General features: G+C 60.3%; 26 protein-coding genes. 12 read left to right on the top strand and 14 right to left on the bottom strand.

Features of this window, described 5'->3' with window-relative positions; translation table 11 throughout:
- Positions 1–159: 159 nt before the first annotated feature.
- The 3 genes from ubiE to J5274_RS05705 all read left to right on the top strand — a co-directional run bounded on the left by ubiE (position 160) and on the right by J5274_RS05705 (position 3,346).
- Positions 160–936, top strand: coding sequence for a bifunctional demethylmenaquinone methyltransferase/2-methoxy-6-polyprenyl-1,4-benzoquinol methylase UbiE (gene ubiE / locus J5274_RS05715; protein ID WP_142823833.1), 777 nt, complete (start codon positions 160–162; stop codon positions 934–936).
- A gap of 64 nt (positions 937–1,000) precedes the next feature.
- A complete protein-coding gene (gene ubiB / locus J5274_RS05710; protein WP_142823832.1) occupies positions 1,001–2,575 on the top strand; it encodes a 2-polyprenylphenol 6-hydroxylase in 1,575 nt (524 codons plus the stop codon).
- Between the two features lie 93 nt (positions 2,576–2,668).
- The gene (locus J5274_RS05705) at positions 2,669–3,346 is read left to right on the top strand and encodes a spermidine synthase (RefSeq protein WP_142823831.1); all 678 of its coding nucleotides are present in this window, start codon (positions 2,669–2,671) and stop codon (positions 3,344–3,346) included.
- Between the two features lie 93 nt (positions 3,347–3,439).
- On the opposite strand, the gene J5274_RS05700 is transcribed toward J5274_RS05705, so the two are convergent.
- Together J5274_RS05700 and J5274_RS05695 are read right to left on the bottom strand one after the other, a co-directional pair.
- Positions 3,440–3,700, bottom strand: a complete 261-nt coding sequence (locus J5274_RS05700; RefSeq protein WP_142823830.1) for a DUF2934 domain-containing protein — start codon at positions 3,698–3,700, stop codon at positions 3,440–3,442.
- Between the two features lie 130 nt (positions 3,701–3,830).
- Complete coding sequence (locus tag J5274_RS05695; RefSeq protein WP_142823829.1) at positions 3,831–4,268, bottom strand: hypothetical protein; 438 nt, start codon at positions 4,266–4,268, stop codon at positions 3,831–3,833.
- Between the two features lie 203 nt (positions 4,269–4,471).
- Here J5274_RS05695 and J5274_RS05690 point away from each other — a divergent pair, with 203 nt between their 5' ends.
- Both J5274_RS05690 and J5274_RS05685 read left to right on the top strand, forming a co-directional pair.
- Positions 4,472–5,203, top strand: a complete 732-nt coding sequence (locus tag J5274_RS05690) for a response regulator (protein WP_142823828.1) — start codon at positions 4,472–4,474, stop codon at positions 5,201–5,203.
- On the top strand, positions 5,200–6,471 hold the full coding sequence (locus J5274_RS05685; protein ID WP_142823827.1) for an ATP-binding protein: 1,272 nt from the start codon (positions 5,200–5,202) through the stop codon (positions 6,469–6,471). The genes J5274_RS05690 and J5274_RS05685 overlap by 4 nt, the downstream gene beginning before the upstream one ends.
- Positions 6,472–6,497: 26 nt before the next feature.
- On the opposite strand, the gene J5274_RS05680 is transcribed toward J5274_RS05685, so the two are convergent.
- From J5274_RS05680 to J5274_RS05640, 9 genes are all read right to left on the bottom strand, one after another.
- Positions 6,498–6,968, bottom strand: a complete 471-nt coding sequence (locus J5274_RS05680) for a hypothetical protein (protein ID WP_142823826.1) — start codon at positions 6,966–6,968, stop codon at positions 6,498–6,500.
- A gap of 388 nt (positions 6,969–7,356) precedes the next feature.
- Positions 7,357–9,318 carry a MacB family efflux pump subunit gene (locus J5274_RS05675; protein ID WP_142823825.1) on the bottom strand — a complete coding sequence of 654 codons (1,962 nt, stop codon included), beginning with the start codon at positions 9,316–9,318 and terminating at the stop codon, positions 7,357–7,359.
- A gap of 3 nt (positions 9,319–9,321) precedes the next feature.
- On the bottom strand, positions 9,322–10,533 hold the full coding sequence (locus tag J5274_RS05670) for an efflux RND transporter periplasmic adaptor subunit (protein WP_142823824.1): 1,212 nt from the start codon (positions 10,531–10,533) through the stop codon (positions 9,322–9,324).
- Positions 10,533–10,700 carry a hypothetical protein gene (locus tag J5274_RS05665; protein ID WP_153816478.1) on the bottom strand — a complete coding sequence of 56 codons (168 nt, stop codon included), beginning with the start codon at positions 10,698–10,700 and terminating at the stop codon, positions 10,533–10,535. The genes J5274_RS05670 and J5274_RS05665 overlap by 1 nt, the downstream gene beginning before the upstream one ends.
- Before the next feature lie 29 nt (positions 10,701–10,729).
- Positions 10,730–10,972 (bottom strand): DUF982 domain-containing protein, encoded by a 243-nt coding sequence (locus tag J5274_RS05660; RefSeq protein ID WP_111216367.1) that lies wholly within the window; start codon positions 10,970–10,972, stop codon positions 10,730–10,732.
- Positions 10,973–11,198: 226 nt separating this feature from the next.
- Complete coding sequence (locus tag J5274_RS05655; protein ID WP_111216365.1) at positions 11,199–11,408, bottom strand: cold-shock protein; 210 nt, start codon at positions 11,406–11,408, stop codon at positions 11,199–11,201.
- Between the two features lie 235 nt (positions 11,409–11,643).
- Positions 11,644–12,123 (bottom strand): chemotaxis protein CheW, encoded by a 480-nt coding sequence (locus J5274_RS05650; protein ID WP_142823823.1) that lies wholly within the window; start codon positions 12,121–12,123, stop codon positions 11,644–11,646.
- A gap of 203 nt (positions 12,124–12,326) precedes the next feature.
- Entirely contained in the window at positions 12,327–13,661 is a 1,335-nt protein-coding gene (locus J5274_RS05645) for an O-antigen ligase (RefSeq protein ID WP_161991063.1), read from the bottom strand.
- A gap of 189 nt (positions 13,662–13,850) precedes the next feature.
- Positions 13,851–14,426: a sugar transferase gene (locus tag J5274_RS05640; RefSeq protein WP_142823821.1), complete on the bottom strand. Its 576-nt coding sequence runs from the start codon at positions 14,424–14,426 to the stop codon at positions 13,851–13,853.
- Positions 14,427–14,618: 192 nt separating this feature from the next.
- Between J5274_RS05640 and J5274_RS05635 the strand changes: the two genes are divergently transcribed.
- On the top strand, positions 14,619–15,545 hold the full coding sequence (locus tag J5274_RS05635) for an SDR family oxidoreductase (RefSeq protein WP_142823820.1): 927 nt from the start codon (positions 14,619–14,621) through the stop codon (positions 15,543–15,545).
- On the opposite strand, the gene J5274_RS05630 is transcribed toward J5274_RS05635, so the two are convergent.
- Positions 15,542–16,825, bottom strand: a complete 1,284-nt coding sequence (locus J5274_RS05630) for a nucleotide sugar dehydrogenase (RefSeq protein WP_142823819.1) — start codon at positions 16,823–16,825, stop codon at positions 15,542–15,544. The two genes, J5274_RS05635 and J5274_RS05630, sit on opposite strands and share 4 nt — an antisense overlap.
- Positions 16,826–17,076: 251 nt before the next feature.
- Here J5274_RS05630 and J5274_RS05625 point away from each other — a divergent pair, with 251 nt between their 5' ends.
- From J5274_RS05625 to J5274_RS05610, 4 genes are read left to right on the top strand one after another with little or no spacing between them, the layout of a single operon-like run.
- Complete coding sequence (locus J5274_RS05625; protein ID WP_142823818.1) at positions 17,077–18,105, top strand: sulfate ABC transporter substrate-binding protein; 1,029 nt, start codon at positions 17,077–17,079, stop codon at positions 18,103–18,105.
- A 6-nt stretch (positions 18,106–18,111) separates the two neighbouring features.
- Positions 18,112–18,969: a sulfate ABC transporter permease subunit CysT gene (gene cysT / locus J5274_RS05620; protein ID WP_111216351.1), complete on the top strand. Its 858-nt coding sequence runs from the start codon at positions 18,112–18,114 to the stop codon at positions 18,967–18,969.
- Positions 18,959–19,831: a sulfate ABC transporter permease subunit CysW gene (cysW, locus tag J5274_RS05615; RefSeq protein WP_219274802.1), complete on the top strand. Its 873-nt coding sequence runs from the start codon at positions 18,959–18,961 to the stop codon at positions 19,829–19,831. The genes cysT and cysW overlap by 11 nt, the downstream gene beginning before the upstream one ends.
- Positions 19,832–19,840: 9 nt before the next feature.
- Positions 19,841–20,887 carry a sulfate/molybdate ABC transporter ATP-binding protein gene (locus tag J5274_RS05610; protein WP_142823816.1) on the top strand — a complete coding sequence of 349 codons (1,047 nt, stop codon included), beginning with the start codon at positions 19,841–19,843 and terminating at the stop codon, positions 20,885–20,887.
- Positions 20,888–20,896: 9 nt separating this feature from the next.
- On the opposite strand, the gene J5274_RS05605 is transcribed toward J5274_RS05610, so the two are convergent.
- The gene (locus tag J5274_RS05605) at positions 20,897–21,724 is read right to left on the bottom strand and encodes an endonuclease/exonuclease/phosphatase family protein (protein ID WP_142823815.1); all 828 of its coding nucleotides are present in this window, start codon (positions 21,722–21,724) and stop codon (positions 20,897–20,899) included.
- A 93-nt stretch (positions 21,725–21,817) separates the two neighbouring features.
- Entirely contained in the window at positions 21,818–23,281 is a 1,464-nt protein-coding gene (locus J5274_RS05600; RefSeq protein WP_142823814.1) for a phosphatidylserine/phosphatidylglycerophosphate/cardiolipin synthase family protein, read from the bottom strand.
- 322 nt (positions 23,282–23,603) lie between these two features.
- On the opposite strand from J5274_RS05600, the gene J5274_RS05595 reads away from it, so the two are divergent.
- The gene (locus tag J5274_RS05595) at positions 23,604–23,870 is read left to right on the top strand and encodes a DUF2934 domain-containing protein (protein ID WP_142823813.1); all 267 of its coding nucleotides are present in this window, start codon (positions 23,604–23,606) and stop codon (positions 23,868–23,870) included.
- Between the two features lie 105 nt (positions 23,871–23,975).
- Entirely contained in the window at positions 23,976–24,710 is a 735-nt protein-coding gene (locus J5274_RS05590; RefSeq protein WP_219274801.1) for a glutathione S-transferase, read from the top strand.
- The last annotated feature ends 8 nt before the right edge of the window (positions 24,711–24,718 follow it).

The following is a 24,718-nucleotide window of genomic DNA, read 5'->3' as shown; positions in this document are numbered from 1 at the left end:
GTGTGACCGGCAGCAGCAGGGACCGCGACCAAATGCGCTTTGCTTTCCAGCGGCCATGTTCTAAACCAACGACAACGTGCCGTGGCATCGGCCAGTCAGATAGCGTGGCACCAGCATTTTCGCCACAGCCGGCGGCGATTTAGACAAGGGAGTTGAGTGATGGCAAAGAGCCGCACCGCCGCCGATGGCGGCATGGAGACATCCTACGGATTTCGCGACGTGGCTGAAGGCGAGAAGCAGGCCCTCGTCAACGACGTGTTCCACAAGGTGGCTAAGCGCTACGACGTCATGAACGATGTGATGTCTATGGGCCTGCACCGCGCCTGGAAAGACGCGATGATCTCAGCCCTTCATCCGCGCAAGGACCCGTCCTACAAGGTGCTCGATGTTGCCGGCGGCACGGGCGATATCGCCTTCCGCATCGTTGAGGCATCCGGCAAGCTGGCCCACGCAACCGTGCTCGACATCAATGGCTCGATGCTGGCGGTCGGGGCCGACCGGGCAGAAAAGAAGAAGATTTCTGAAAACCTGACTTTCGTCGAAGCCAACGCCGAGGACCTGCCGTTCGAGGGCAACAGCTTTGACGCCTACACGATCGCCTTCGGCATCCGCAACGTGCCCCGCATCGACGTGGCGTTGAAGGAAGCCCATCGGGTGTTGAAGCGCGGTGGCCGGCTGCTGGTGCTGGAATTTTCCGAGGTCGACCTGCCCTTGCTCGACAAAGTCTACGACGCATGGTCGTTCAACGCCATTCCGCGCTTTGGAAAGGCCATTACCGGCGAGGCCGAGCCCTATCAGTATCTGGTGGAATCGATCCGCAAGTTTCCCAACCAGCAGGACTTTGCAACGATGATCCGCCAGGCCGGCTTCAGTCGCGTCACCTTCACCAACTACACCGGCGGCATTGCGGCACTGCATTCCGGCTGGAAGCTCTAGGCATGGGGCGGACAGAGGTCCAGAAGCTTGCGCTGCCCGGCGCAGCAGACAGAGAAACAACAGCATGAGCTCTTTCGGCGGATATTTTGGCCTGATCCGGGTTGGCTGGGTCCTGGTGCGGGAAGGCGTTGTCGAGGCCTTACCCTCCGAAGGCTTGCCGCCATCGGTCAGCCTTGCCAAGTCCTTCGTGGCGCTGTTTGCCCGCCGCCGCTCGAAAACCAAGGCGCGCAGCGACAGGCTGTCGAAGGCAGTCGAGCGGCTCGGACCTTCCTATGCGAAAATCGGCCAGTTCCTGGCAACGCGGCCGGATGTCGTCGGTATCGAATTTGCCAATGACCTTTCGCAGCTTCAGGACAGCATGGCGTTCTTTCCGATGGCCGCCGCCAAGGCCAATATCGAAGGCTCGCTTGGCCGGTCGCTCGACGATCTCTATGCCAGCGTCGGCGAACCGATTGCCGCAGCCTCGATCGCACAGGTGCACCCGGCCGAGGTGAGGACGGCCGATGGCCTGCGCAAGGTAGCGATCAAGGTCATACGGCCGGGCGTGCGCCAGCGCTTCGCCAACGACATCGCCGTCATGTATCTGGTGGCAGGCTTACAGGAGCGGTTCGTGCCCTCGAGCCGGCGGCTGCGGCCTGTCGAGGTGACGAAGGCGCTGGAGCAGACGACCAGGGTCGAGATGGACCTGCGGCTGGAGGCCTCGGCACTGTCGGAAATTGCAGAGAACACCGCAGGCGACGAAGGCTTCCGCGTCCCGAAGGTCGATTGGGAGCGCACCGGTCGCGACGTCATCACCATGGAGTGGATCGACGGCATCAAGATGTCCGATGTCGATGCGCTCCGCGCTTCCGGACATGATCTCAACCGCCTCGCGGATACGCTTATCCAGTCGTTCCTGCGGCACACGCTGCGCGACGGCTTTTTCCATGCCGACATGCATCCGGGCAATCTCTTCGTCGATCCGCAGGGCATCATCGTCGCCGTCGACATGGGAATCGTCGGTCGTCTGGGCAAGAAGGAGCGGCGGTTCCTCGCGGAAATCCTCTACGGGTTCATCACCCGCGATTACCTGCGCGTCGCCGAAGTGCATTTCGAGGCGGGTTATGTACCGGCCCACCACAACACGGAGAGCTTCGCCCAGGCGATCCGAGCCATCGGCGAGCCTATCCATGGCCAGCCGGCAGAAACGATCTCGATGGGCAAGCTGCTGACCCTGCTGTTCGAGGTGACCGAGCTGTTCGACATGGAAACGCGACCCGAACTGGTGATGCTGCAGAAGACCATGGTCGTGGTCGAGGGCGTCTCCCGCATGCTCAATCCGCGCTTCAATATGTGGAAGGCGTCGGAGCCCGTCGTCGGCGAATGGATCCGCAACAATCTCGGTCCGAAGCGTATTATCGGCGATCTGCAGGATGCCTTGAAGGCCGGCGTCAAACTGGCCGAGGCCGTGCCCGAAATTGCCGCCAAGACCGAACTGTTCCACCGCCAGCTGCTGGCCATGAGCCAGAACGGGCTGCGCTTCGACAACGAGACCGCCGAGGCGATCGGCAAGGCCGAGGCCCGCCACACGCGGTCTGGTCGCCTGGCGCTCTGGCTGATCGCGCTGACGCTGATCTACATCGCCTGGAAACTGAGCTAGAAGCGTGGCTGAACAACTTTATCGCCAGTGCCCGGCAGTGCCTCCAGCCACCGGAGATGACCACCACCGTAACCAACATCGAAGAGCCGCCCCGTGATACCATGGACCCTGCTTGATACCGCATCCATCCCCAACGGTGGCGGCGAACTGCGGCTGAAGCAACGAGGCCGCGAGTTCTCTATCATGCTCGGCAGCAACGAGTTGATGAACAGCAGGCTCAGCGGCTCCGAAGAAGCCTTGGCAACGCTTGCCTGCGAGAGGATTGCCGGTCGGCCGTCGCCGCACCTGTTGATCGGCGGGCTCGGCATGGGGTTCACATTGCGGGCGGCACTGGGTGCGATCGGCAGCGATGCCCGGGTGACCGTGGCGGAGCTTGTGCCGGCCGTGGTCGCCTGGGCACGCGGCCCGATGGCAGAGATTTTCTCCGGAAGCCTCGACGATCCACGCGTTGCGATCCACGAGGGAGACGTGGCCGCCGCCATTCAGAACGGTCGCGACAGCTACGATGCCATCCTGCTCGACGTAGACAATGGCCCGGACGGACTGACGCACGCGGCCAATGACGGGTTATACGATCGGAAGGGCTTGCTCGCCGCCCGTGACGCCCTGCGCCCCGGCGGTGTTCTGGCAGTGTGGTCCTCTGGTCCCGACACGCGTTTTACCAAACGGCTGCGGGACGCCCGGTTTTCGGCGGAAGAGGTAGCCACGCGCGCTAACGGCAAACGTGGCGGCGCCCGCCATATGATCTGGATAGCCGTCAAATCGCAATAGGAGCAGGTTCGACGGGAGAGGAGCAATAGTAGATCATTAGCCGGCATTCAATCGCATGGCGCGACGGCGCCGGAGCCCCTCATCGCCGCCTGTTCAGGACTTCTTTTTGCGGCTGGCTTTGGGTTGTGTAGCGCCATTGCCGTGGCGGGCGTTAGCGACCGCTGGCTTTTTGACGGTAGCTTCGGCGCTATCGGGAAGCGTCATTGCATTGGCATCTTCCGCCGGGATATCTGCGTTCGAGATTTCCTGCCAGGCCTGCAGCCAGTGGCGCATGTCTTCACCCTGGGGGCGTCCCTGCTCTTCCCAGATGCTGTACGCGCGGTCCCTGATCTGCTGTTCGCGGTCGTCTTGCATAGTCATCCTCCTCTTGGCAAAAACTGCCTCTCGGCAGCGATAAACCAAAAGGAGGGGAAGAAGTTCCCGGATCAACGGTTTTAGGACCGGATACGCAGATCACTGACCGGCAACGAGCGATACAAAAAACCTACCTTGCCGAGGCCAGAGACCCGTCTGCCAGGTCCTGCTGGCCAATCGGCCGCCGCTCGATGTGCGCAAAAGGTGCCGTGCGGATCTTGCAAAGCCTGATCTCGTCGGCCAGCGTCTCGAGGGCCTCTATCAGCCGCATACGGCTCTGCTCCACAAGGCTGTCATCGGCTTTGCGCGGGCTGAACGTACCCATGGCGCGAACGAAGGCATGGGATGCGTCGCAAACCATCGGCAGGCACTCCTCGACATAAATGTCGATTTCGATCCGATGCAGGCTGCTTGCCAGATAACGCAGCACCAACGCCGGTAACTCCCTGGCAGAGGAGCCGCTTGCCGTCCGGATCCGGGAGCAGAGTTCAACGAGATCGGCGTCGCCATTGGAAACATGGCTGACATGGCCAAGTGACGTGTCTGAAAGATCGTGGGAATGGCGCATTTCCGCTCCTTGATTCGCTTCTATGGTGCAGACGCTAACCATGGCGTGTGAACGGCACCTTTCCCTAGATGTCTGAACTTTTCTCGCAAAAGGATTTTTTGTGAACCTGGCCGTCCGGGCTATTTTCTGGCTGGCCGCAGTTGTCGATGCCCTTCTCATACCGCCCGGTTTGTATAAAGCTTTGCTGAACTGGATTTTTGATCATGAACAACAATGCTTCCCCCGACATCCTCATCGTCGACGACGACCATGAAATCCGGACGCTGCTCAGCCGTTATCTCGAAGAGCAGGGGTTCAGGGTATCGACGGCTGGCGATCTGCGCGGCTGTAACGAGGCGATGAGCCGCCGCACCCCCGATCTGCTGGTTCTCGACGTCATGCTTCCGGATGGCTCCGGGCTCGACCTTTGCCGCGATCTCTGGGGCCGACGGCCGCGGGTGCCGGTAATCCTGCTGACGGCGCTGAAGGAAGACATCGACCGGATTCTCGGCCTGGAGATTGGTGCCGACGACTATCTCGGCAAGCCTTTCAATCCACGCGAGCTGGCCGCCCGCATCCGCGCCGTGTTGCGCCGTTCCAACGACGAAGCAGAAACCGAGCCCCAGCGCCAGAGTTACGAGTTCGCAGGCATGAAGCTCGATCCGCAGTTGCGGCGTGTGACCCGGGACACCGGCGAGATCATCGGCCTGACCGGCGCCGAGTTCGACCTGCTGAAGGCATTCCTAGAGCGTTCCGGGCGCCTCTTGTCACGTGACCAACTACTCGATGTCACCCAGGGCCGTGACCGCGATCCGGCTGACCGGTCGATCGACGTTCTGATGAGCCGCCTCAGGCGAAAACTCGGCGAGACGCCGGAGATGCCGATTTTCCGAACGATCCGCAACGGCGGCTACCAGCTCGTCGTTCCGGTGACAGCCGTAAAGGGCGAGGCATGAAATCGCTCGGTACGCGCCTTGCACTACTGCTGGTGACCGCAATCGTGCTGGTCGTCATCACCTCGTCGCTGGCCGCAGCACTTGTCATGCGTGGGCCCAGGCCTGAGGAGACCATGGACCCCGTGGCGCGGCAGATGCACTGGCTTGCCAATGTCGCCGAGCACAACGCTGAAGAAGCGGCATCCCGCGGCATGGTGATCTCTGATGAACCTGCCGCAGGTGAGCGCGATGAGCGCTTTTCCAATTTCCTGACGGAAGGACTGAGCCGTACCGGCGAGCCGCTGGAAGCCTTCGTCACCAGACAGGATGAGACAGCCGGCACAACGGCATCGATCAAGCTTGCCAGCGGAAAATGGCTACTGGTGCCGATGCCGAATTTCGGCCCGCCGCCCGGCGGCTGGAAAATTCTCATCGGCTGGCTCAGCCTCATAGTCGCCGGTAGCGTCGTGATCTCCATCGTCGCTGCCTCGAAAATCATCAAGCCGCTGCGCCTGCTGGAGAAAGTGCTGGGCGAGATCGGCCCCGATGGAACGCTGCCGCATGTACCGGAAACAGGTCCTGGCGAAATCCGCGTGACGGCGCAGGTGCTGAACCGGTTGTCGGCCAAGGTCAAGAGCGCCACGGAAAGCCGCATGCGGCTGGTCGCTGCAGCCGGACATGACCTTAGAACGCCGATGACCCGGATGCGCTTGCGTGCCGAGTTCATCGCCGACGATATCGAGCGCCGGAAATGGCTTGCCGACCTGGAGGAACTCGACCAGATCGCCGACAGCGCGATCGGCCTGGTGCGGGAAGAAGTCAATCACGACAGCCTTCAGGACATCAGGCTGGATCTTGTCGTCACGGATATCGTCGACGAACTCGCGGCAATCGGCATGGATGTCTCGGTAGCAACGACAGAGCAGACGATTGTGCGTGTCGGGCCGCTGGCCCTGACGCGTGCGCTAAGAAACCTGCTGATCAATGCTGCTACCCACGGTGAATCCGCCACCGTTTCGGTGACCGAGACCAATGGCATTGCCAAGGTCGAGATCAACGACACGGGCTCGGGCATCCCCGAGGAGCGACTGAGCCAGGTGTTCGAGCCGTTCTTCCGGATCGACATCGCCCGGCAGAAATCCTTCCCTGGCGCAGGGCTTGGGATGGCAATCGCCAAGGAAATCATTTCCCGCTTCGATGGCGAGATTGCGGTTCGCAACAGAACCACAGGCGGCCTTGCTCAGGTGATCACATTCAAGGCGACCGCCTTACAGGAGGCGCAGTCCTAGGGCCCACTGCCCCACACACTGCCATTTCAGAGGTAGGCCGTGCGCTGGCCGAAGCTTGTATCGGCGGTGAAGTTGGTGGTGCCGATGCGGTCGCTTTCGCCGGACATCGGCGATGATGCCTCGTCGTCCGCGCTGGTGCTGTTTGCCGTTGCACTATCGGACGGTGTTGCCTTGGCGGACGCACCAGATTGAGCCGGACCCGCAGTGGCGGATGGCTGTGTGCCGCCAGATTTGCCGCCAGCAGCCGTGCCGGACTGGGCGCTTGCGGTGGCTGCGGCTTCGATCTTATCGAGCTTTGCCTGCAATGTCGCGATATCCGCTTTCAACGTCTTGGCATCGTCGGCATCCTTTGTATCGGCTAGCTCCGCTTTCTTGGCCGCGATCTGGGCCTTGATGGTCGTCTCGTCGCTCGCGCCGGTAGACGAGGAGGAAGACGAAGAAGACGTCGTTGATGCCGTAAAGAGCGAGATTGTGGAACTCGAAACCGCGCTGACCATGATGCTATCCCCCGTGATGAATTGAGACATCACGTTCGCGCGCGTTCAATTAAGCGGTGGTAAACGGCCCGTTTTGGCTCCTTTGCAACCGCACTTTCGACGCGCCTCCGGATATTGATTATTAGTCATTTAAATCAATTACTTAACCAGCAGCGACACCTGTCATGAACGCATGTCGGGTCAACAGAGAAAGAGGCGGGCATATTGAGACACCAATTTCCGCAGAATGACCTTCTTTCAGCAATGCTTGGAAATGTTTCTGCCGCGCAGTGCTGTAAATTTTTGGTGGTTCGCTGCTTCCTGATTAGCATCGATCGGCCAGCTTCGTCACCATGCCCCACATCTTGGCGAAGCTGGCTTTTTCCTGGAAAGCCGCAGACACCTCGCGTCAATCGCGCGCCAGCGCCGCGACAGGATCCAGCAGCGAGGCGTTGCGCGCCGGCATGAAGCCGAACACCACGCCGATCAGGCATGAAAAGCCGAGCGCCAGCACGATCGAGCCATCGGAATAGATCAGCGAGAAATTGGTACTGATCGCATTGAAGACCGCGCCGAAGGTCATCGCGGTGGCAATGCCTAATGCGCCGCCGAGCGCACAGACAATCACGGCTTCGATCAGGAATTGCTGGAGAATATCCTTGCGCCGGGCGCCGACGGCCATCCGCACGCCGATTTCACCCACCCGCTCGGACACCGACACCAGCATGATATTCATCACCCCGATACCGCCGACGAGCAGGGAAATGACGGCGATGGCCGCCACCAGCAGCGTCAGGGTCTCGGCCGTGGCGGTGATCGTCTTGCGGATGTCGTCCGTGTTCAGAATGGAGAAGTCCTGCGCCGCGTGGCGACGTTTCAGAAATTGCGTGATGGCATCTTCTGCAACCGAGCTCGATGCATCGTCGGACACCCGCACGGTGATGCTGCGCAACGACATATCGCCGAGAAAGCGTGCCTGGACGCTGGTATAGGGCAGATAGACCGACAGGTTGTCGCTGGAGCCGAACCCGCCCTGCTGCATGGCAATGACGCCGATGACGCGGATCGGCGTCTTGCCGACCAGGATGATCTGGCCTACCGGATCAAGCCCCGTATGGTCGAACAGCGACGATGCGGTGTTCTGGTCGATGACGGCGTTCTGGGTGATGTCCCGGACATCCCTGTCATCGAAGAACCGGCCTTTCGTCAGCTTCGAGCCCTTGGCTACAAAATACTGGTCGCCGACGCCGTTCACCAGGGCATTGGCCTCCTTGGCGCCGAACCGCACGGTGGTGCTGGTCGAAACCGTGGGCGTCACCGCCGCGACATAGCTCAGCTGCCTCAACGCGTTGGCATCCGAGACCACCAGGGTCTTGATGCGACCGGCGCGGGGATCGCCAAAACCCTTGCCCGGAAATATCTCCAGCGTGTTGGTGCCGAGGCCACTAATATTGGAAAGCACCTTCTGCTGCGTTCCCTGCCCCAGGGCGACGACGCAGACGACCGCGGCAATGCCGATGATGATCCCGAGCATCGTCAGGAAAGTGCGCAGCCGGTGCGCCTTGAGCGCCAGAACAGCCATGATGAAGGCTTCGCGCAGACTGGCGAGGCCAGCCCGCCAGCCGGGGCCGGATTGCGGTGCCGGTCTCGCCATCGCGGATACCGGGCCTGTTGGCAACGCAGCCTTTTCCGAAGGACGATCGGCGACGATGCAGCCGTCGGAAATTTCGATGATGCGATTGGCGTGGGCCGCGACCGACATGTCGTGGGTGACGATGATGACCGTATGGCCTTCGGCATTCAACTCGTTGAGAATGCGCAGGACATCTCCACCGCTCTGCCTGTCGAGCGCGCCAGTGGGCTCGTCGGCGAGGATGACGTTGCCGTTGTTCATCAACGCCCGGGCTATAGAGACACGCTGCTGCTGGCCGCCGGAAAGCTGGCCGGGCCTGTGACCGAGACGATCTCCAAGACCAAGCCGCACAAGCAGTTCCCGCGCGCGGATGCTGCGCGCAGATGACTGGCCGGCGTAGATGGCCGGGACTTCGACATTGCCGAGAGCGGTCAGTTCGGACAGCAGGTGATAGCGCTGGAAGATAAACCCGAAATGCTCGCGGCGCAGCTTCGAAAGGGCATCGCTGTCGAGCGTTTGCGTCGATTGGCCGGCGACGGCATATGTCCCCGACGTCGGCCTGTCGAGCAGCCCCAGAATATTCATCAGCGTCGACTTGCCGGACCCCGAGGGACCGACGATGGCGATCATCTCGCCCTCCTCGATCGACAGGTTGATCTCCTTGAGGACGCTGATCGTGCTGTCGCCCGAAAGGTAGTCACGCCTGAGATCGGTTAGCCGGATGATTGGCTCGGCCATGGCCTAAAGTCCCATCGGTGGCGGCCCGCCCATTTTCGTTGTCGCCTGGGTGGCACTTCTCTCGCCGACGACGACCCGCTCGCCCTCCGACAGCCCGGACTGGACCTCGGCGCTGACATTGTTGTTGAGACCGATCTTCACCTTGCGCATCGACGTCGAATTGTCGGTTGCGGCGACCTGCACATCGTACTGGCCATCCGCGCCCATGGCGCCCAAGGCTGCCGAAGGTATGGTGAGGACGCCGCGCGCCGAGCCCAGCACGATGTGAACCTCGGCGGACATATAGGTCCGGAAGCGGCCGTCGGGATTGGGAACATCGAAGATGCCGTTGTAGTAGATCGCAGAGGTCGATGTCGACGAAGTGGTGGACGAACTCGATGTCGTGCTCGACGAACTGATGCTGCTGTCGCTGGTGATCGATTCGGGCGCCGGCTCGATAGACTGCAACACCGTACGGTGGATCGTTCCGGGATCGCCGAGGATGGTGAAGTCGATCGCCTGGCCGACCTTGACCTTGACGACATCGGCTTCCGAAATTTCGGCCCGCACCGTCATCGTCTGCAATTGGCCGAGAATGACAATGGTCGGAGCCGACTGTGCAGCGTTGACGGTCTGGCCCTGCTGATTGACGATCGCCAGAACGGTGCCATCCATCGGCGCGGTGATATGGGTATAGGCAAGGTTCGCCTCTGCTGTCTCGACGGCGACCTGGGCAGAGGTGATCTGGGCATCGAGAGCTGCGATCTCGGCGGTCGTTTTCTTGACGGTTGCGACGGCACTGTCGAGGTCGGACTTCGGGCCGGCCTGCTTGGCAAACATCGCCCGCTGGCGGGCTAGCGTTATCTCGGCGTTTTCAAGATCCGCCTCGCTCTCGTCGCGCTGCGCCTTGACGTTGGCAAGGGAAGCCTGCGCCGTGCGAAGTTCGTTTCTCTGGGTGACCGAATCGATCTCGGCAACCAGCGCACCTTTCTGCACCGTATCGCCAAGCTTGACATTGAGGGCGGTGATACGGCCGGAAACCTGCGCACCAACGGCCACCATCTGCGCTGGCTTGAAGGTGCCAGAGGCAAGAACTGTCTCCTCGACATCGCCGCGCGTCACCGCGGCCACGATGAAAGACGGTCCGTCGGCCGCAAACAGCCGGCCGCGAAAGACGAAGGCTGCCGAAGCGACGATCAGCAGCGGCAGGAGCACGAATAAAAGTGCACGGCGCATCAGGAATTCTCCCCGTCGACGTCAAAGGCGGGACAGGCAGGCTGCAGCAATCGGATCATCAAACTCTCCATTGCGCCGGGCATAACATCCATCGGCGAACGGCGTTTTTCCGAATATTTCCAAAAGTGTCCGGACTGGTATTTTTTAGGGATTGCCGCATGGTTCATGCGACGATCCGCTGGATATGGCTTCGAAATCAGCGAGGCTTGAGGTTGGCCTCCTGGGCTGCCTCGACAAAGACCTTGCGGGCGTCTTCCGAATCCTTGTTGCCAGCAAGAGCAGCGCGGCAAAAGCGGCGCGCAGCGGCATGGCGTGGACCGGGACTGCCCGGCCATGGGCCGTCCAGAAACTCGAGCGCTTCAGCAGGGTTCTTGAGGGTTATGAGTTCGCCTGGCTTGACCGTCAGCGTGACGATTTCGCTCCATCGTGTAGGGCGCATGATATCTCCAATGCCGCAATCGTCACCCGTTTCGGATGAAGTTGCCGGTACAGATTGTTTGGTTAGATCGGGAGGCTGGCGCGTGTCGGCTCGAGATGCCTGGACACGAAGGGGTTTGCCTGCAGCGAGAAGACCGACTGCAACCAAAAAAGGCCAGGCATATTGCCTGACCTTCCGATGGTGTTCATGCCCCGGCTACGTTGTCGCCGCCGGGACAGAAAGACCTTTAAGCAGCCTGAAGCTGAGCGGCGGACATCTTGCCCGACTTGTTGTCGCGCTCAAGCTCGTAGGAGAGCTTCTGGCCTTCGACGATTTCGCGCATGCCAGCGCGTTCGACGGCCGAGATGTGAACGAAAACATCGGCATCGCCGTTGTCAGGCTGAATGAAGCCGAAGCCCTTTGTGGAATTAAACCATTTAACTGTGCCAGTGGCCATGACGAAACCCTTTCATGTAATTTGAAGGATCGCCGCGCAAAAAGCGCCGCGAGGTGAAGTCCCGATTTTGAAAGGAAGTTCGTCCAGGGCACGCAAGATGCGCGCAATAACAAAAGTCAGACAAGCAATATCGACAACCTTTAGATAGGGTTCGGTGGCCCTGATGTCAACCTGTCGACCATCAGCCGGGGCAACCAGGGCAAGTCACCGAACACAAATGTCGTCAGCCGCCGGCTCAGGCGGCGAGGTTTTCCAGTCCGGATGCTTCGAACATGCGCTCAAGATTGAGAAAGCAGATCATGCCGCTATCCTGAGCGATGATGCCATCGGAATAGCTCGTGCCGCCGGGGACGTTCATGTCGGGAACCGGTTGCAGCAGGGCGGCATCGATGGTGAGGATATCGGATACGCTGTCGACGATCAGGCCCATCGATGTTTCGTTGATTTCGGCGACCACGATGGCACTGCGCTCGGTTGGCACGGTGCTTTTCATGCCGAGCTTGAGCGAAAGGTCGATGATCGGGATCACCGTGCCGCGCAAGTTCATCACGCCCATGACCTCCGCCGGCGAATGGGGGATCGGCGTTGCGGCATCCCAGCCGCGGATCTCGCGAATGGCCGTCGTGCGTACGCAAAATTCCTGGCCATTGAGGTGGAAGGAGAGGATTTCGAGGGTATCGCCGCTCGAATGCGATTGCTTGTGGACGATGTTCATCAAAACTCCTGCCGGCCGAGGCGGCTGCGTTGCCAGCGAATGACCCGAACGTTGACAGGCGGATGGCGGCGCCTGGACGCTCTTACCATGACGGGTAACAATTGCGTTTTGATTAAACGGGCGGTTGCCCTTTTAAGCAAACGGCAGAGTTTTCGAATATTCGCATGCCGACAGCGACAATCCTTCGCTCGCGCGTTGCACTTTCAGCCTCTCGCGCCGGGCTCCTCCCGCAATGCATCGTAGTCGTGTGCGGTTCGCATGTTGCACCAGCAGGCAAAGGCCGAACTGAGGAGGGCCAGGCTTTCGCCGATCGCCAGTCTGTTGTTCGAGTTGCTGAGTAGCGTCAGAGCGAAGAAGAACAGGCCGACCGTGTAGACGTGGAAGGCGGCGCGCGGGATGACGCCTGCGCGAAAGGCGCGAAACACCGAAACGAACAGCGCGCCGAGGATGACAGACATGATAACCGCGCCGAAGATACCGAAGCGCACCAGGATTTCGAGATAGCCGTTGTGGAACAGCGTGTACCTGACATTCGGATAGCGCGCGGCATTCAACTGGTCGACCCACTTGCTTCCCCAGCCGAACACCGGCGCCGAGGAAATGAGTTCTCCGGCGTCGTACCAGAGCTGCAAACGCTCATCCATCGAGACGGGTGTCGTCGGGGAATCGATGGTGCCGAGCACGACCCCGTTGAAGTCGCGACGCGCGTGAAAACCTTCAAGCATGGAAATCGCCGCATCGACAGTCGGCCCGGCCGTCTTGTTGAGATTGTGGCGTACGGCATAGGCGCCACAACCGAGCAGGATGGATGCAGCGACGATGGTGATCAGCCCGGTACGCAGGCGCAGATAGGTCAGGGACAACAATCCAGCAATCGGCAACGTCAGGGTCAGCGCCAGCCAGACGCCCTTGGACTTTGCGCCATAGATTGCGATGAGACAGAGGATCATCACTACAGGTGCGACGACAAGGCCAAATCGGCGCAGGAGCGGCTTCGCATCGCTGTTGGAAAGGTAGTGAAGCCACCAGAAATAGGCCGACAAGAGGATAAGGCCGCAGGCGACCGCCCCGTGGATCTGGTTGTTCATGATCAGGGGCTTGACCGTTTCGCCGGCAAATATCCGCACGTATCCGGTGGTGGCCGCGAGCATCACCAGGGCGACCGCGAAAAACGCTGCGACGATGCGCTCGATCCGCCCTTCCGTCATCGAAAAGGCAACACCCAGGATCGGGAAGAAAAACGGGAAAGCGTAGAGCCACTCGGATGCGCCGCTCTCGTGCGGATGCGTCATGATGTAGAAGCGAAGGAAGCGGACCGCGACATAGATGCCCCACGCCATGCACAGCCAGCCAAGCCAGTTTGTAGCGGGCCGGTTCGGCATCTTCAGGAAATGGACCAGGGCAATGATGGCGAGAACTGCCGATGCATAGCGATAGGCATCCGTTTCGACGAACACCGCGGAGGCGGCGAAAAGCCAGGCGATACTGATGATAATCGTCAGAAGGGCATTCGGCTTCGCTGCAGTCGACGTAGTCATCATATCCCTTGACCGCTCCGATAGGTAGGTGGGCATTGACCCCGGCCTCGTCGAGGTCTTCGGGTGTCCGACCGGACAATCTCCTGACGCTTATCCCGAGGTGCCGGCTGGCTGTAAAGAGGGGATCGGGGTTTCAGCTGCAGCAGGGCTCGAAATTCACGCCGTCATGGCAAGAAGATCGCACTCGGCTCAATGCGTTACGCCATCCCGCCCCAGCACCTTCATGGCGGTCAGGAGAATGATCCATAGATCGAACGCGAAGGATCGACGCTTCAGATACTCGGCGTCGAGCCGTACTTTGTCGGGAATGGGCAGCTCGTCGCGGCCGTTGATCTGGGCCCAGCCGGTCAGGCCCGGCACCAGAGTGTGGACGCCACTGGCGGTACGAAGCTCGATCAGGTCCTGCTGGTTGAAGAGGGCTGGACGCGGACCGACAAGGCTCATCTCACCCTTGAGGATGCACCAGAGCTGCGGCAACTCGTCGAGGCTGGAGCGGCGCAGGAAGGAGCCGATCGGCGTCAGGTAACGTTTCGGGTCGGAAAGCAGATGGGTCGCAACGGCTGGCGTATCGACGCGCATGCTGCGAAATTTCGGCATCCGGAAAATGCGATTGTCCCGGCCTACCCGATCGGACCAGTACAGCACCGGCCCCTTCGAGGTTGCGCGCACACAGATTGCCACGACCAGGATCGGAATCGAAAACAGGATCGCTGCCGCAAGGGCTGCGAACAGGTCGAAACTGCGTTTGGAGACGGTGTACAACATCTGGAACTGCCGGAGAGAAATTTCGGCGTGAATCTCATATCCGGGGCGATTTCACAATCAGATTGTCGTTTGCACCCTGTTTTCCCGGTTTTGGATCGCATCCCGACGTCTATCGCCTGAGTGCTGATAGCGCTAATAGCAGACAGAAACGCGGGATGATCGAATGCTTGAAACTACCACAGGGGCCGGCGCATGATATTGGTGACCGGGGCAACCGGGTTCGTTGGCACAGCGCTCTGTGCGGACCTTACGGCGCGCGGGATTGCCTTTCGTCCGGCCAGTCGTCTGCCTACGTCAGGATTTCATCCGGTGGGCACGATCGACGCCCGCACGGACTGGACCGAAGCGCTGGCCGGCATCGATTGCGTGGTTCATCTAGCCGCTCGCGTGCATGTCATGGATGATACGGCGGCAGATCCGCTGGCTGCGTTTCGTGCCGCGAATGTCGACGCCACGCTCAATCTGGCACGCCAGGCCGCAGCAGCCGGCGCTCGACGCTTCATTTTCGTGAGTTCGATCAAGGTCAACGGCGAGGAGACGGCCCCAGGCCGGCCTTTCACCGCCGCAGACGTGCCGGAGCCCAGGGATCCCTACGGGCTTTCGAAATGGGAAGCAGAACAGGCGCTGTTTCACCTCGGCAGGCAGACGGGCATGGACATCGTCGTGATCCGTCCGCCACTCATCTACGGTCCGGGTGTCAAAGCCAATTTCGCGAGCCTGATGCGCCTTGCGCGGCGCGGGCTGCCCCTCCCCTTCGGTCTCATCTCCAACAAAAGGTCGCTGCTGTTCGTCGGCAACCTGACGGATTTCATCATCCTCTGCGTCGCTCACCCGAACGCTGCCAACCGCACATTTCTCGTCAGCGACGGCGAGGACCTTTCCATCGGGCAGTTGATCGCCGGCATTTCTGGCGCAATGGGTCGCAAGACCTGGCTTCTGCCCGTGCCAGCCCGTCTCATCGAAGCGGCTGCGGCAATGCTGGGCAAGGGTTCGGCGGCGAGACGGCTGCTGGGTTCGCTGCAAGTCGATATCGGCGAGACCCGCCGCATTACCGGCTGGACGCCACCGTTTTCAAGCGAACAGGGTGTGGCGCTGACGGTGCAGGCTTTCCCAGGCTAGAGGCTCCAGACGGCATGGCCCACAAGGCCTGGATTATCGAGTTGGAGCGCCGATTTCACATCGACCACGACGCCGCCAGGTTTCAGCAGGCCGAGCAGGGCTCCGGCATCGTCGGCGAGATACTGGCGGTGCGGAACGGCAAGCACGACGGCATCGAGCGGCGGGAATGCTTCAAGGGCGGTGAACCGAACGTCATACTCATGTTCCGCCTCGTCGGCATCGGCCATCGGGTCGTGGATCAGCGGCTTGAGGCCGAACTGGTGCAATTCGCGGATGATGTCTGGCACGCGGCTGTTGCGCAGATCGGGGACATTCTCCTTGAATGTCAGGCCGAAGATGCCGATCCGCGCACCGTTGATGGGCTTTTCCGCCGACACCAGCATCTTGATCAGCTTCTGGGCGATGAAGGCTCCCATTCCATCGTTGATCCGCCTGCCGGACAGGATGACTTCCGGATGGTAGCCAAGTTCCTCGGCCTTGGCCGTCAGATAATAGGGATCGACGCCGATGCAGTGGCCGCCGACCAGCCCTGGCGTGAAGGGCAGGAAATTCCACTTGGTCCGCGCGGCCTCGAGAACGTCGGCGGTTCGGATGTCCATCTTTTCGAATATGATAGACAGCTCGTTCATCAGCGCGATGTTCAGGTCGCGCTGGGTGTTCTCGATGACCTTGGCAGCCTCGGCAACACGGATGCTGGTCGCGCGGTGGATGCCGGCATCGACGACGCTGCTGTAGATCGCCGCGACCCGTTCGAGCGTTTCGGCCGTATCGCCTGACACCACTTTGACGATTCGCTCGAACGTGTGCTCGCGATCGCCGGGATTGATGCGCTCAGGCGAATAGCCGAGATGAAAGCCTTCGCCCTGTTTCAGGCCGGAGACTTCGGCCAGCACCGGGCCGCATATTTCTTCCGTGACACCAGGAAATACGGTCGATTCGTAGACGACGATTGCGCCCGGCTTCAGCACTTGGCCGACGGTGCGCGAGGCGGCGATAAGCGGTCGCAAGTCCGGCTGGCGGTTCTTGTCGATCGGCGTCGGCACCGCCACGATGAATACGGTGCGGTCGCCAAGGTCTTCCAGGCTGCTCGACAGGCGCAGCGACGTCTCGCGAAGGCGGTCGGGTGATACTTCTCGGGTGGAGTCCCGGCCATTTTTCAGGTCTTCGATCCGCGCGTGGTTGACATCGAAACCGATCACGTCGGCGTATTTGTCGGCCAGGGCCATGGCGACCGGCAGGCCAACATAGCCGAGCCCTATCACTGCAATTTTTTCGCTCACGAACTTATTCCTCAGGCATTTCGAGCAATTAACGCAAAGGGACCGGCAATGTCAGCTTAAATCATGATTGCCGATCAATGAGATCCGGTCTCTGCGGCATTTGCAGGGCCAAGCTGCTTCGCTCAGCAATGTGATTTCATTTTTCGCGAGTCTATGGGATGAAATTCCACGTTGGCGCGCGTCGCGGGAACAATCGCCGTTACATTATACGACCAGATTGGTAGAGTTGAGGCACAATCAGGGAGGTGTTCATGCAGACGCTACGGCTATCCAGACTTCTTGCCACCGCAGTGCTAATCGGCAGCTTTTCGCTCTCGGGACTAGCATCCGTGTTTGCAGCCGAACAGACGCTGCTCAACGTGTCTTACGACCCGACACGCGAACTCTACAAGGATTTCAACGCCGCCTTCGCTGCCAAGTGGAAGAAGGACACCGGCGAAACGGTCGAGCTGAAGGCCTCTCACGGCGGTTCGGGCGCCCAGGCTCGCTCCGTTATCGACGGGCTGAACGCCGATGTGGTGACGCTGGCGCTCGAAGGCGATATCGATGCGATCGCCAAGGCGACCAACAAGATACCGGCAGACTGGAACACCAAGTTTCCCAACAAGAGCGTGCCTTACACATCGACGATCGTCTTCCTCGTGCGCAAGGGCAACCCCAAGGCTATCAAGGACTGGCCCGATCTCATCAAGGACGGCGTCCAGGTCATCACTCCGAACCCCAAAACCTCAGGTGGCGCGCGCTGGAACATTCTTGCGGCGTATGCCTGGGCAAAAGAGGCCAATGGCGGCGATGATGCCAAGGCGGAGGAATACCTCTCTAAACTTCTGAAGCATGTGCCGGTTCTCGACAGCGGCGCCCGTGGCGCGACGACGACATTCGTGCAACGCGGCCTCGGCGACGTTTTGCTTGCCTGGGAGAACGAAGCCTACCTGTCGCTCGAGGAACTCGGGCCGGACAAGTTCGAGATCGTCACCCCTTCGGTATCGATCCGGGCCGATCCGCCGGTTGCCGTTGTCGACGGCAATGTCGACAAGAAGGGCACGCGGAAGCTTGCCGAGGCTTATCTGAACTATCTCTATTCAGACGATGGACAAAAGATTGCGGCTGCGCATTATTACCGTCCGATCAAGCCTGCAGCCGCCGACCCGAAAGACATTGCCCGCTTCCCCAACCTCAAGCTCGCCTCGATCGACGATTTTGGCGGATGGAAGGTGGCGCAACCTAAATTCTTCGCGGATGGTGGCATCTTCGACAAGATCTACAAGCCGGGACAGTAAGACTAGATGCAGGCACCAACCCGTAGGCGGTGGCAATTCAGGCAACCGAGCGTCATTCCAGGATTTGGAATGGCGCTCGGTTTTACCTTGATATGGCTTATCCTCATAGTTCTCATTCCGATTTCAGGCCTGCTGCTGAAGACGAGTTCGCTCGGCTGGGGAGCCTTCTGGTCGATCGCGTCAGACCCTCGGGTTCTCGCGGCGTTGCGAATGAGCTTTGGCGGCGCCCTGGTCGCTGCCGTCGTCAATGCAATTTTCGGCGTCATTCTGGCCTGGGTGCTGGTCCGCTACAATTTCCCCGGAAAGCGGATCATCGATGCCGTCGTTGACCTGCCCTTCGCGCTGCCGACGGCCGTCGCCGGTATCGCGCTGACCACACTCTATTCGCCGAATGGCTGGATCGGCCAGTTTCTTTCGCCGCTCGGCATCAAGGTCGCTTTTACGCCTGTGGGCGTTGTGATTGCACTGATTTTCGTCGGCTTGCCCTTCGTGGTGCGCACGGTACAGCCGATCATGGAAGAAATCGACCGCGAGGTCGAAGAGGCTGCAGCAACGCTCGGCGCTAACCGCTTCCAAACCATCACCCGGGTGCTATTGCCGGGGCTGGCTCCTGCCGTGCTCACCGGCTTCGCGCTTTCCTTTGCGCGTGCGGTCGGGGAGTATGGATCTGTGATCTTCATTGCCGGCAACCTGCCCTACGTGTCGGAAATTGCACCGTTGCTGATCGTCATCCGGCTCGAGGAATATAATTATGCCGCAGCGACCGGCATCGCCGCGATCATGCTGATCATCTCCTTCGTGATGCTGCTGGTGATCAACCTCATCCAGACCTGGAGCAGGCGGAGGTACGGCTATGGCGCATGATCCAACAGCGCCGCCTCATGAGGTGACGTCTGCCGTCACCGAGGGCCGGTTTGCCCGCTGGACGCTGATCGCAATCTCGCTCGTTTTCCTGGCGCTGATCCTGCTGCTACCGATGGCGGCCGTTTTCGTCGAAGCGTTTCGCAAGGGCGCTGGCGCATTTTTCGAGGCGCTGCAGGACGAAGAGACGTTTTCTGCCATCAAGCTGACGCTGATTGTCGCTGCCATCAGCGTGCCTCTCAATCTGGTGTTTGGCGTGGGTGCGGCCTGGGCGATTGCCAAGTTCGAATTCAAGGGCAAGGCGTTCCTGACGACGCTGATCGACCTGCCGTTCTCGGTATCCCCGGTCATCGCCGGATTGGTCTTCGTATTGCTGTTCGGCTCCAACAGCCTGCTCGGCCCATGGCTTGAGGCAAACAATATCAAGATCCTTTTCGCGGTGCCCGGCCTCGTGCTGGCGACGATGTTCGTTACCTTTCCGTTCGTTGCCCGCGAACTGATCCCGCTGATGCAGGAACAGGGCACGGCCGATGAAGAGGCCGCCCTTTCGCTCGGCGCCAGCGGTTTCCAGACCTTCTGGTACGTGACGCTGCCGAATATCAAATGGGGACTGCTCTACGGCGTGCTGCTCTGCAACGCCCGCGCCATGGGCGAATTCGGCGCAGTCTCGGTAGTGTCAGGTCATATCCGCGGCGAGACCAACACCATGCCGCTGCAGATCGAAATTCTCTACAACGACTACAATTTCTCCGGCGCTTTCGCCGTGGCAACGCTGCTTGCGCTGCTCGCCTTGGTGACGCTTATTCTCAAGACGTTGCTGGAAATGCGCTTCAGCGAGGAAATCGCTGCGAGCCGGCGTCACTAAGGAAGACTGATGGAAGTTCGCGTTCAAAACATCCGCAAGGATTTCGGCCGCTTTCCGGCCCTGCACGACGTCACGCTGGACATCCGCTCCGGCGAGCTGATTGCGCTGCTGGGGCCCTCCGGCTCCGGCAAGACGACCTTGTTGCGGCTGATCGCCGGGCTGGAGACGCCGACGGAAGGCGAGATCTATTTCGGCAATGAAGACGCCTCGATGAAGACCGTGCAGCAGCGCAATATCGGCTTCGTCTTCCAGCACTATGCGCTATTCCGCCACATGACGGTGCTCGACAATATCTCCTTCGGCCTCAAGGTGCGCCCCTCGGCGCGCCGCCCGGCGCGATCGGAGATCCGTCGGCGGGCGCTCGAACTGCTCGATCTGGTTCAGCTTTCCGGCCTCGAAAAACGCTATCCAGCACAGCTGTCCGGCGGCCAGCGGCAGCGCGTGGCGCTCGCCCGCGCCATGGCCGTCGAGCCCAACGTGCTTTTGCTCGACGAGCCTTTCGGGGCGCTCGATGCGCAGGTGCGCAAGGATCTGCGCAAATGGCTGCGGGAAATTCACGACCGGACGGGCCATACGACTGTCTTCGTGACCCATGATCAGGACGAGGCACTCGAGCTTGCGGACCGGGTCGTCGTCATGAGCCAGGGTGCCATCGAGCAGATCGGCACGCCCGACGATATCTACGACACTCCGAATTCGCCCTTCGTCTTCGGCTTCATCGGCCAGTCGAACTGCTTGAAGGTGCAGTTGACCGATGGCGAGATCTGGTTCGAGGATCGCCCGCTCGGACTGACGGCCGCAGGCGAGCCCGACGGTACGGCCAATCTCTACTTTCGGCCTCACGACGTCGAACTGCGCGATGGATGCGGCGGCTGCATAGCGGGGCTGCTTACCGCCAGCCGTCGCGTTGCAGGCACACGTCATATCGAAATCGATATCGGCGCCGGTCATCCCCGGGTCGAGATCGAATTACCACCCGAAAAAGTTGGCGAGCTCGACCGTAGCCGCATCGCCTTCAGGCCGACACGCTGGAAACTGTTTCGCGATAAGGTTTGACGCCGGCGATCAGACGCTTGCTGCGGCTATTGGCTCTGCCACCAACGTCGTCTTGATGGGCAGATGGTCGGAAGCCATGCGCGCCAGAGGGGTGTTATGGACCTCTATTGCCGAGATCAGGCCGCTCTTGTTGGCGATCATGCGATCGAGCGCAAGGATCGGCATATTGGCGGGGAAGCTTGGTACCGCAGCCGGCTGAGGACCGAACGCCGCGTGAAACGTGTGTAGCGATGAGCGGTTGCCCAGACGCCATTCGTTGAGATCGCCGAGCAGGATGGTCGGCGTTTCATCGTCCCTGGTCATGATATCGACGAGGACACGCGCCTGCTGCGCGCGTGAGCGACGCAAGAGGCCGAAATGGGCGGCTATGATGCGCAGGGCACTGCCGTTCGACAGCTCGATCTCCGCCACCAGCGCGCCACGTGGCTCGAGACCTGGCAGCTTGATCTGATGGACATCTCGGACCTTTCCCTGCTTGAACAGCACGACATTGCCATGCCAACCATGGGCCTTCGCGACCCCTTCGACCGGCACGGCGACCAACCCTGTCTCACGCTCGAGCCTGGACAGATCGAGCAGGCCGGTGCGTTCGCCAAACCGGCTGTCGGCCTCCTGCAAGGCCATGATGTCCGCATCGATTTCCTGGATGACCCGCAGAATGCGATCGGGATCGAAGCGTCGATCCGAGCCGACGCATTTATGAACATTGTAGGAGGCGATTACGGTGCCCGGCATACGTTCATGGTCGGTCGCATGGGCGTGCGTGCGATGGATCTTCCGGTTCCGGATGGAATGCAAAATGCTTCTGCGCAGGCTTTGGTGGTTTTTCGTATGCATTTCACTCGACCAGCTTGCAGGCGACCGCGATGTCGCTTCTCCCGACTATAGGGCCGGCCGACGCGACCGCCAGTCCCCAATGCCCGTTTGGCGCTAAAGAAAAGGTGATCCGAGCCAGAGGACCTTTTCCAGCAACCGCACCAGGAACGGTCTCTTGCGCAGCGCATGCTGCTCGACCTGCTCCGAAGTCGACAGGACTTCGCGGATATGGTCGCCGATCTTCTTTGCGAAACTCCGGTCGATGACCTCCATATCGACCTCGAAGTTCAGCCGCATCGAACGAGGATCCAGATTGGACGAGCCGACATAGGCCCAGACATCGTCGATCGACAGCAGCTTTGAATGATTGAAAGCGCCTTTCGCGCGCCAGATACGGCAGTAGTTCTTCAGCATCTGATCGAACTGCGCTGTCATGGCGCGGTCGACGAGCACCAGATTATTGGCCGCAGGCACGACGATATCGACCGTTACGCCGCGTCGCGCTGCCGTGATCAGGGCGCTGATCAATTCGCGATCCGGCAGAAAATAGGGGGACATGATCAGGATCGAGCTGCGGGCGACTGAAAACGCGCCAATCAGCATCTTGTGGTTAGTCTCGAGGCTCCGGTCTGGACCGGATGAGACGATGCGCATCAGGATCGGTGCATCCGGATCCCTCTGCTGCTCTGCCATTCGCCATTCATCGCCCTGGAGGATTTCCCCGGTGGCAAAACGCCAGTCTTCGGACGCGGTGTGGAACAGGTCTGCGACGGCCGGACCGGTGACGCGGAAATGCGCATCGTGGGCAGCCTGTTCGCCGGCAAACTCTGTCGTGAAGCCCTTCCGGATGTTCATGCCGCCGGTTAACGCTACGCGCCCGTCGACGATCAGGATCTTGCGGTGGGTTCTGAGGTTGGCATAGGGCAGCCGGAGGCCAATGATGACATTGCCGTTGAAGACGTCGACCGTAACCCCACCCTCCTTCAGGTGGCCCATGATGCTTGGCACCGAATAGCGGGCGCCGACGGCATCGATCAGCACGCGAACAGTGATTCCGCGCCGGACGGCAGCAATCAGCGCATCGGCGATCCTCAGCCCGATGGGATCGCGATCGAAGATGTAGGTTTCGAGGATGATGCTGCGCTCCGCGGCATTGATTTCCTCCAGCATCGCCGGGTAGGCGACATCGCCGCCCTCCAGCATCTTGATGGAATTGCCACTGGTCATGGGATGGCGGGTGACGCGATCTCCCAGCACCTTCATCGCGCCAAAACGCTGCCCATAGGCAATCCGCAGCGCCTCGCTGTCAGCTTCGAAGATCGCCAGTTCACTGCGCGTTTCCTGCCTGAAAAGCATGTCTCGCTGGGATGTCAGCGCCGCCCGCCGGATGCGGTTGATACCCGCGACCGCGTATAGAAGCGCACCGACGATGGGAGACAAGACGATGAGAGCGACCCATCCGATGGCGGCACGCACGTCTTCCTTCGTCATGGCGGCATGAATAGCCGCAGTTGCACCCATGGCAACCGACAGAAAGAGAAGGATATGGGGCCAGTAGGCAATGATAATGCTGAACATCGGGCGACTATAACGGTGCCGGAATTGTGCGCAATCGAAGGGTTGAGGGGAGCGGGGTGTAGAGGGGCGGTTTTGCACTGCAAAAAACGAGGGATTACGTTTTTGAATTGAACAAGCGCCATTGCCGGCTCATATTGATTTTGCGGCAATGTTGATGCGACCTGATGTTCGCGACGAGCGGGTTTCCCTGGTCCCAATATCGCCCCAGTTCTGGCAGCGCCATCGCGACGCTGCGACCCGATATCCAACAGACGTGTCAGCGGAGCTGGAACTTTGCATTTCCCAAGAAGTTAAGCTTTCCAAGCTGCCAAGGAGAAAAGCGATGACGGAATCCCGAGACGAATGGATTATGAAACGCGCTTACGCACTCTGGGAGGAGGAAGGCTATCCAACAGGGAGAGACTCAATCCACTGGGAACAGGCGACCAAGGAAAGGGCCGTCATGGAAACGACGGCGCCACACGGCCTTGCCGTGAAGCCGAAAGCAAAGACCACCTCTTCCAAGGCGGCAAAAGCCAATGGGTCAACACCAGCGCCAGCCCTTTCGCCGAAGCGGTCGACCAAGAAGGATGTGACTGCGAAAGCGTAGCCCCACCTCCGTAAACTGCACGGTCATCCGTTAAGCACCAGTCTTTCAGCGGGTCCGAAGGTCTGCAGCGGCGACCCAAACGACCCAATGACATGGCGAGATTCGATGACTTATGAGTTATATTACTGGGACGGACTACAAGGCCGCGGTGAGTTTGTCCGCCTCGCCTTGGAAGAAGCTGGCGCTGACTACGTCGATGTGACCCGCGCCGACGGTCCCGGCCGGGGAACGGGTGCCATGCTGGAGATTATGAAGCGTGAAAAGCGCCCCCAGATTCCATTCTCACCGCCGTTCCTGAAGGATGGCGAGCTCTTCGTGTCGCATGTTGCCAATATCCTTCTTTATCTGGGGCCGAAGCTCGGCCTGGCGCCGGCGGGAGACGAGCAACGGTTTGTTGCCAACGGCTTGCAGCTGACGATCACGGACCTCGTGTCCGAGGTTCACGACACGCACCACCCAATCTCCACATCGCAATATTACGAAGACCAGAAAGACGCGGCAAAGCTGCGGGCGGAAGCTTTCATCCAGGAACGCATTCCGAAGTACCTCGGCTATTTCGAGCGTATCCTGAAGGCGAATACTTCCGGCCCCACATACAGCGTGGGGCCATCGCTGAGTTATGTGGACCTGTCTCTGCTCCAGGTCGTCGAAGGCCTGACTTATGCGTTTCCGCGCGCCATGAAAGGCTACGCCCCTCGATATCCTTTGCTGATCGCGCTTCGCGATGCTGTCGCCCAGAGACCCAACATCGCACGTTACCTGCAATCCGAGAGGCGCCTCCCGTTCAACGAGGACGGCATATTCCGACACTACCCCGAGCTGGATCAGGACATCGCGTAGTCGCGAAA

It is taken from the genome of Rhizobium sp. L51/94 (assembly GCF_019355555.1).
GTDB classification, from domain to species: Bacteria; Pseudomonadota; Alphaproteobacteria; order Rhizobiales; family Rhizobiaceae; genus Rhizobium; species Rhizobium rhododendri.
The sequence above is the reverse complement of the archived record's forward strand: the minus strand, read 5'-3'. Positions and strand labels throughout refer to the sequence as shown.

Coding starts and splice junctions, on each gene's coding strand:
- J5274_RS05625 (WP_142823818.1), top strand. CDS start 17,077: ATGCAGACGCTACGGCTATCCAGACTTCTTGCCACCGCAGTGCTAATC.
- J5274_RS05700 (WP_142823830.1), bottom strand. CDS start 3,700: ATGCAAGACGACCGCGAACAGCAGATCAGGGACCGCGCGTACAGCATC.
- J5274_RS05610 (WP_142823816.1), top strand. CDS start 19,841: ATGGAAGTTCGCGTTCAAAACATCCGCAAGGATTTCGGCCGCTTTCCG.
- J5274_RS05600 (WP_142823814.1), bottom strand. CDS start 23,281: ATGTTCAGCATTATCATTGCCTACTGGCCCCATATCCTTCTCTTTCTG.
- J5274_RS05645 (WP_161991063.1), bottom strand. CDS start 13,661: ATGACTACGTCGACTGCAGCGAAGCCGAATGCCCTTCTGACGATTATC.
- J5274_RS05595 (WP_142823813.1), top strand. CDS start 23,604: ATGACGGAATCCCGAGACGAATGGATTATGAAACGCGCTTACGCACTC.
- J5274_RS05655 (WP_111216365.1), bottom strand. CDS start 11,408: ATGGCCACTGGCACAGTTAAATGGTTTAATTCCACAAAGGGCTTCGGC.
- J5274_RS05650 (WP_142823823.1), bottom strand. CDS start 12,123: ATGAACATCGTCCACAAGCAATCGCATTCGAGCGGCGATACCCTCGAA.
- ubiB (WP_142823832.1), top strand. CDS start 1,001: ATGAGCTCTTTCGGCGGATATTTTGGCCTGATCCGGGTTGGCTGGGTC.
- cysW (WP_219274802.1), top strand. CDS start 18,959: ATGGCGCATGATCCAACAGCGCCGCCTCATGAGGTGACGTCTGCCGTC.
- J5274_RS05660 (WP_111216367.1), bottom strand. CDS start 10,972: ATGCGCCCTACACGATGGAGCGAAATCGTCACGCTGACGGTCAAGCCA.
- J5274_RS05665 (WP_153816478.1), bottom strand. CDS start 10,700: ATGAACCATGCGGCAATCCCTAAAAAATACCAGTCCGGACACTTTTGG.
- J5274_RS05640 (WP_142823821.1), bottom strand. CDS start 14,426: ATGTTGTACACCGTCTCCAAACGCAGTTTCGACCTGTTCGCAGCCCTT.
- J5274_RS05635 (WP_142823820.1), top strand. CDS start 14,619: ATGATATTGGTGACCGGGGCAACCGGGTTCGTTGGCACAGCGCTCTGT.
- J5274_RS05675 (WP_142823825.1), bottom strand. CDS start 9,318: ATGGCCGAGCCAATCATCCGGCTAACCGATCTCAGGCGTGACTACCTT.
- J5274_RS05670 (WP_142823824.1), bottom strand. CDS start 10,533: ATGCGCCGTGCACTTTTATTCGTGCTCCTGCCGCTGCTGATCGTCGCT.
- J5274_RS05680 (WP_142823826.1), bottom strand. CDS start 6,968: ATGGTCAGCGCGGTTTCGAGTTCCACAATCTCGCTCTTTACGGCATCA.
- cysT (WP_111216351.1), top strand. CDS start 18,112: ATGCAGGCACCAACCCGTAGGCGGTGGCAATTCAGGCAACCGAGCGTC.
- J5274_RS05695 (WP_142823829.1), bottom strand. CDS start 4,268: ATGCGCCATTCCCACGATCTTTCAGACACGTCACTTGGCCATGTCAGC.
- J5274_RS05590 (WP_219274801.1), top strand. CDS start 23,976: ATGACTTATGAGTTATATTACTGGGACGGACTACAAGGCCGCGGTGAG.
- J5274_RS05605 (WP_142823815.1), bottom strand. CDS start 21,724: ATGCATACGAAAAACCACCAAAGCCTGCGCAGAAGCATTTTGCATTCC.
- ubiE (WP_142823833.1), top strand. CDS start 160: ATGGCAAAGAGCCGCACCGCCGCCGATGGCGGCATGGAGACATCCTAC.
- J5274_RS05685 (WP_142823827.1), top strand. CDS start 5,200: ATGAAATCGCTCGGTACGCGCCTTGCACTACTGCTGGTGACCGCAATC.
- J5274_RS05690 (WP_142823828.1), top strand. CDS start 4,472: ATGAACAACAATGCTTCCCCCGACATCCTCATCGTCGACGACGACCAT.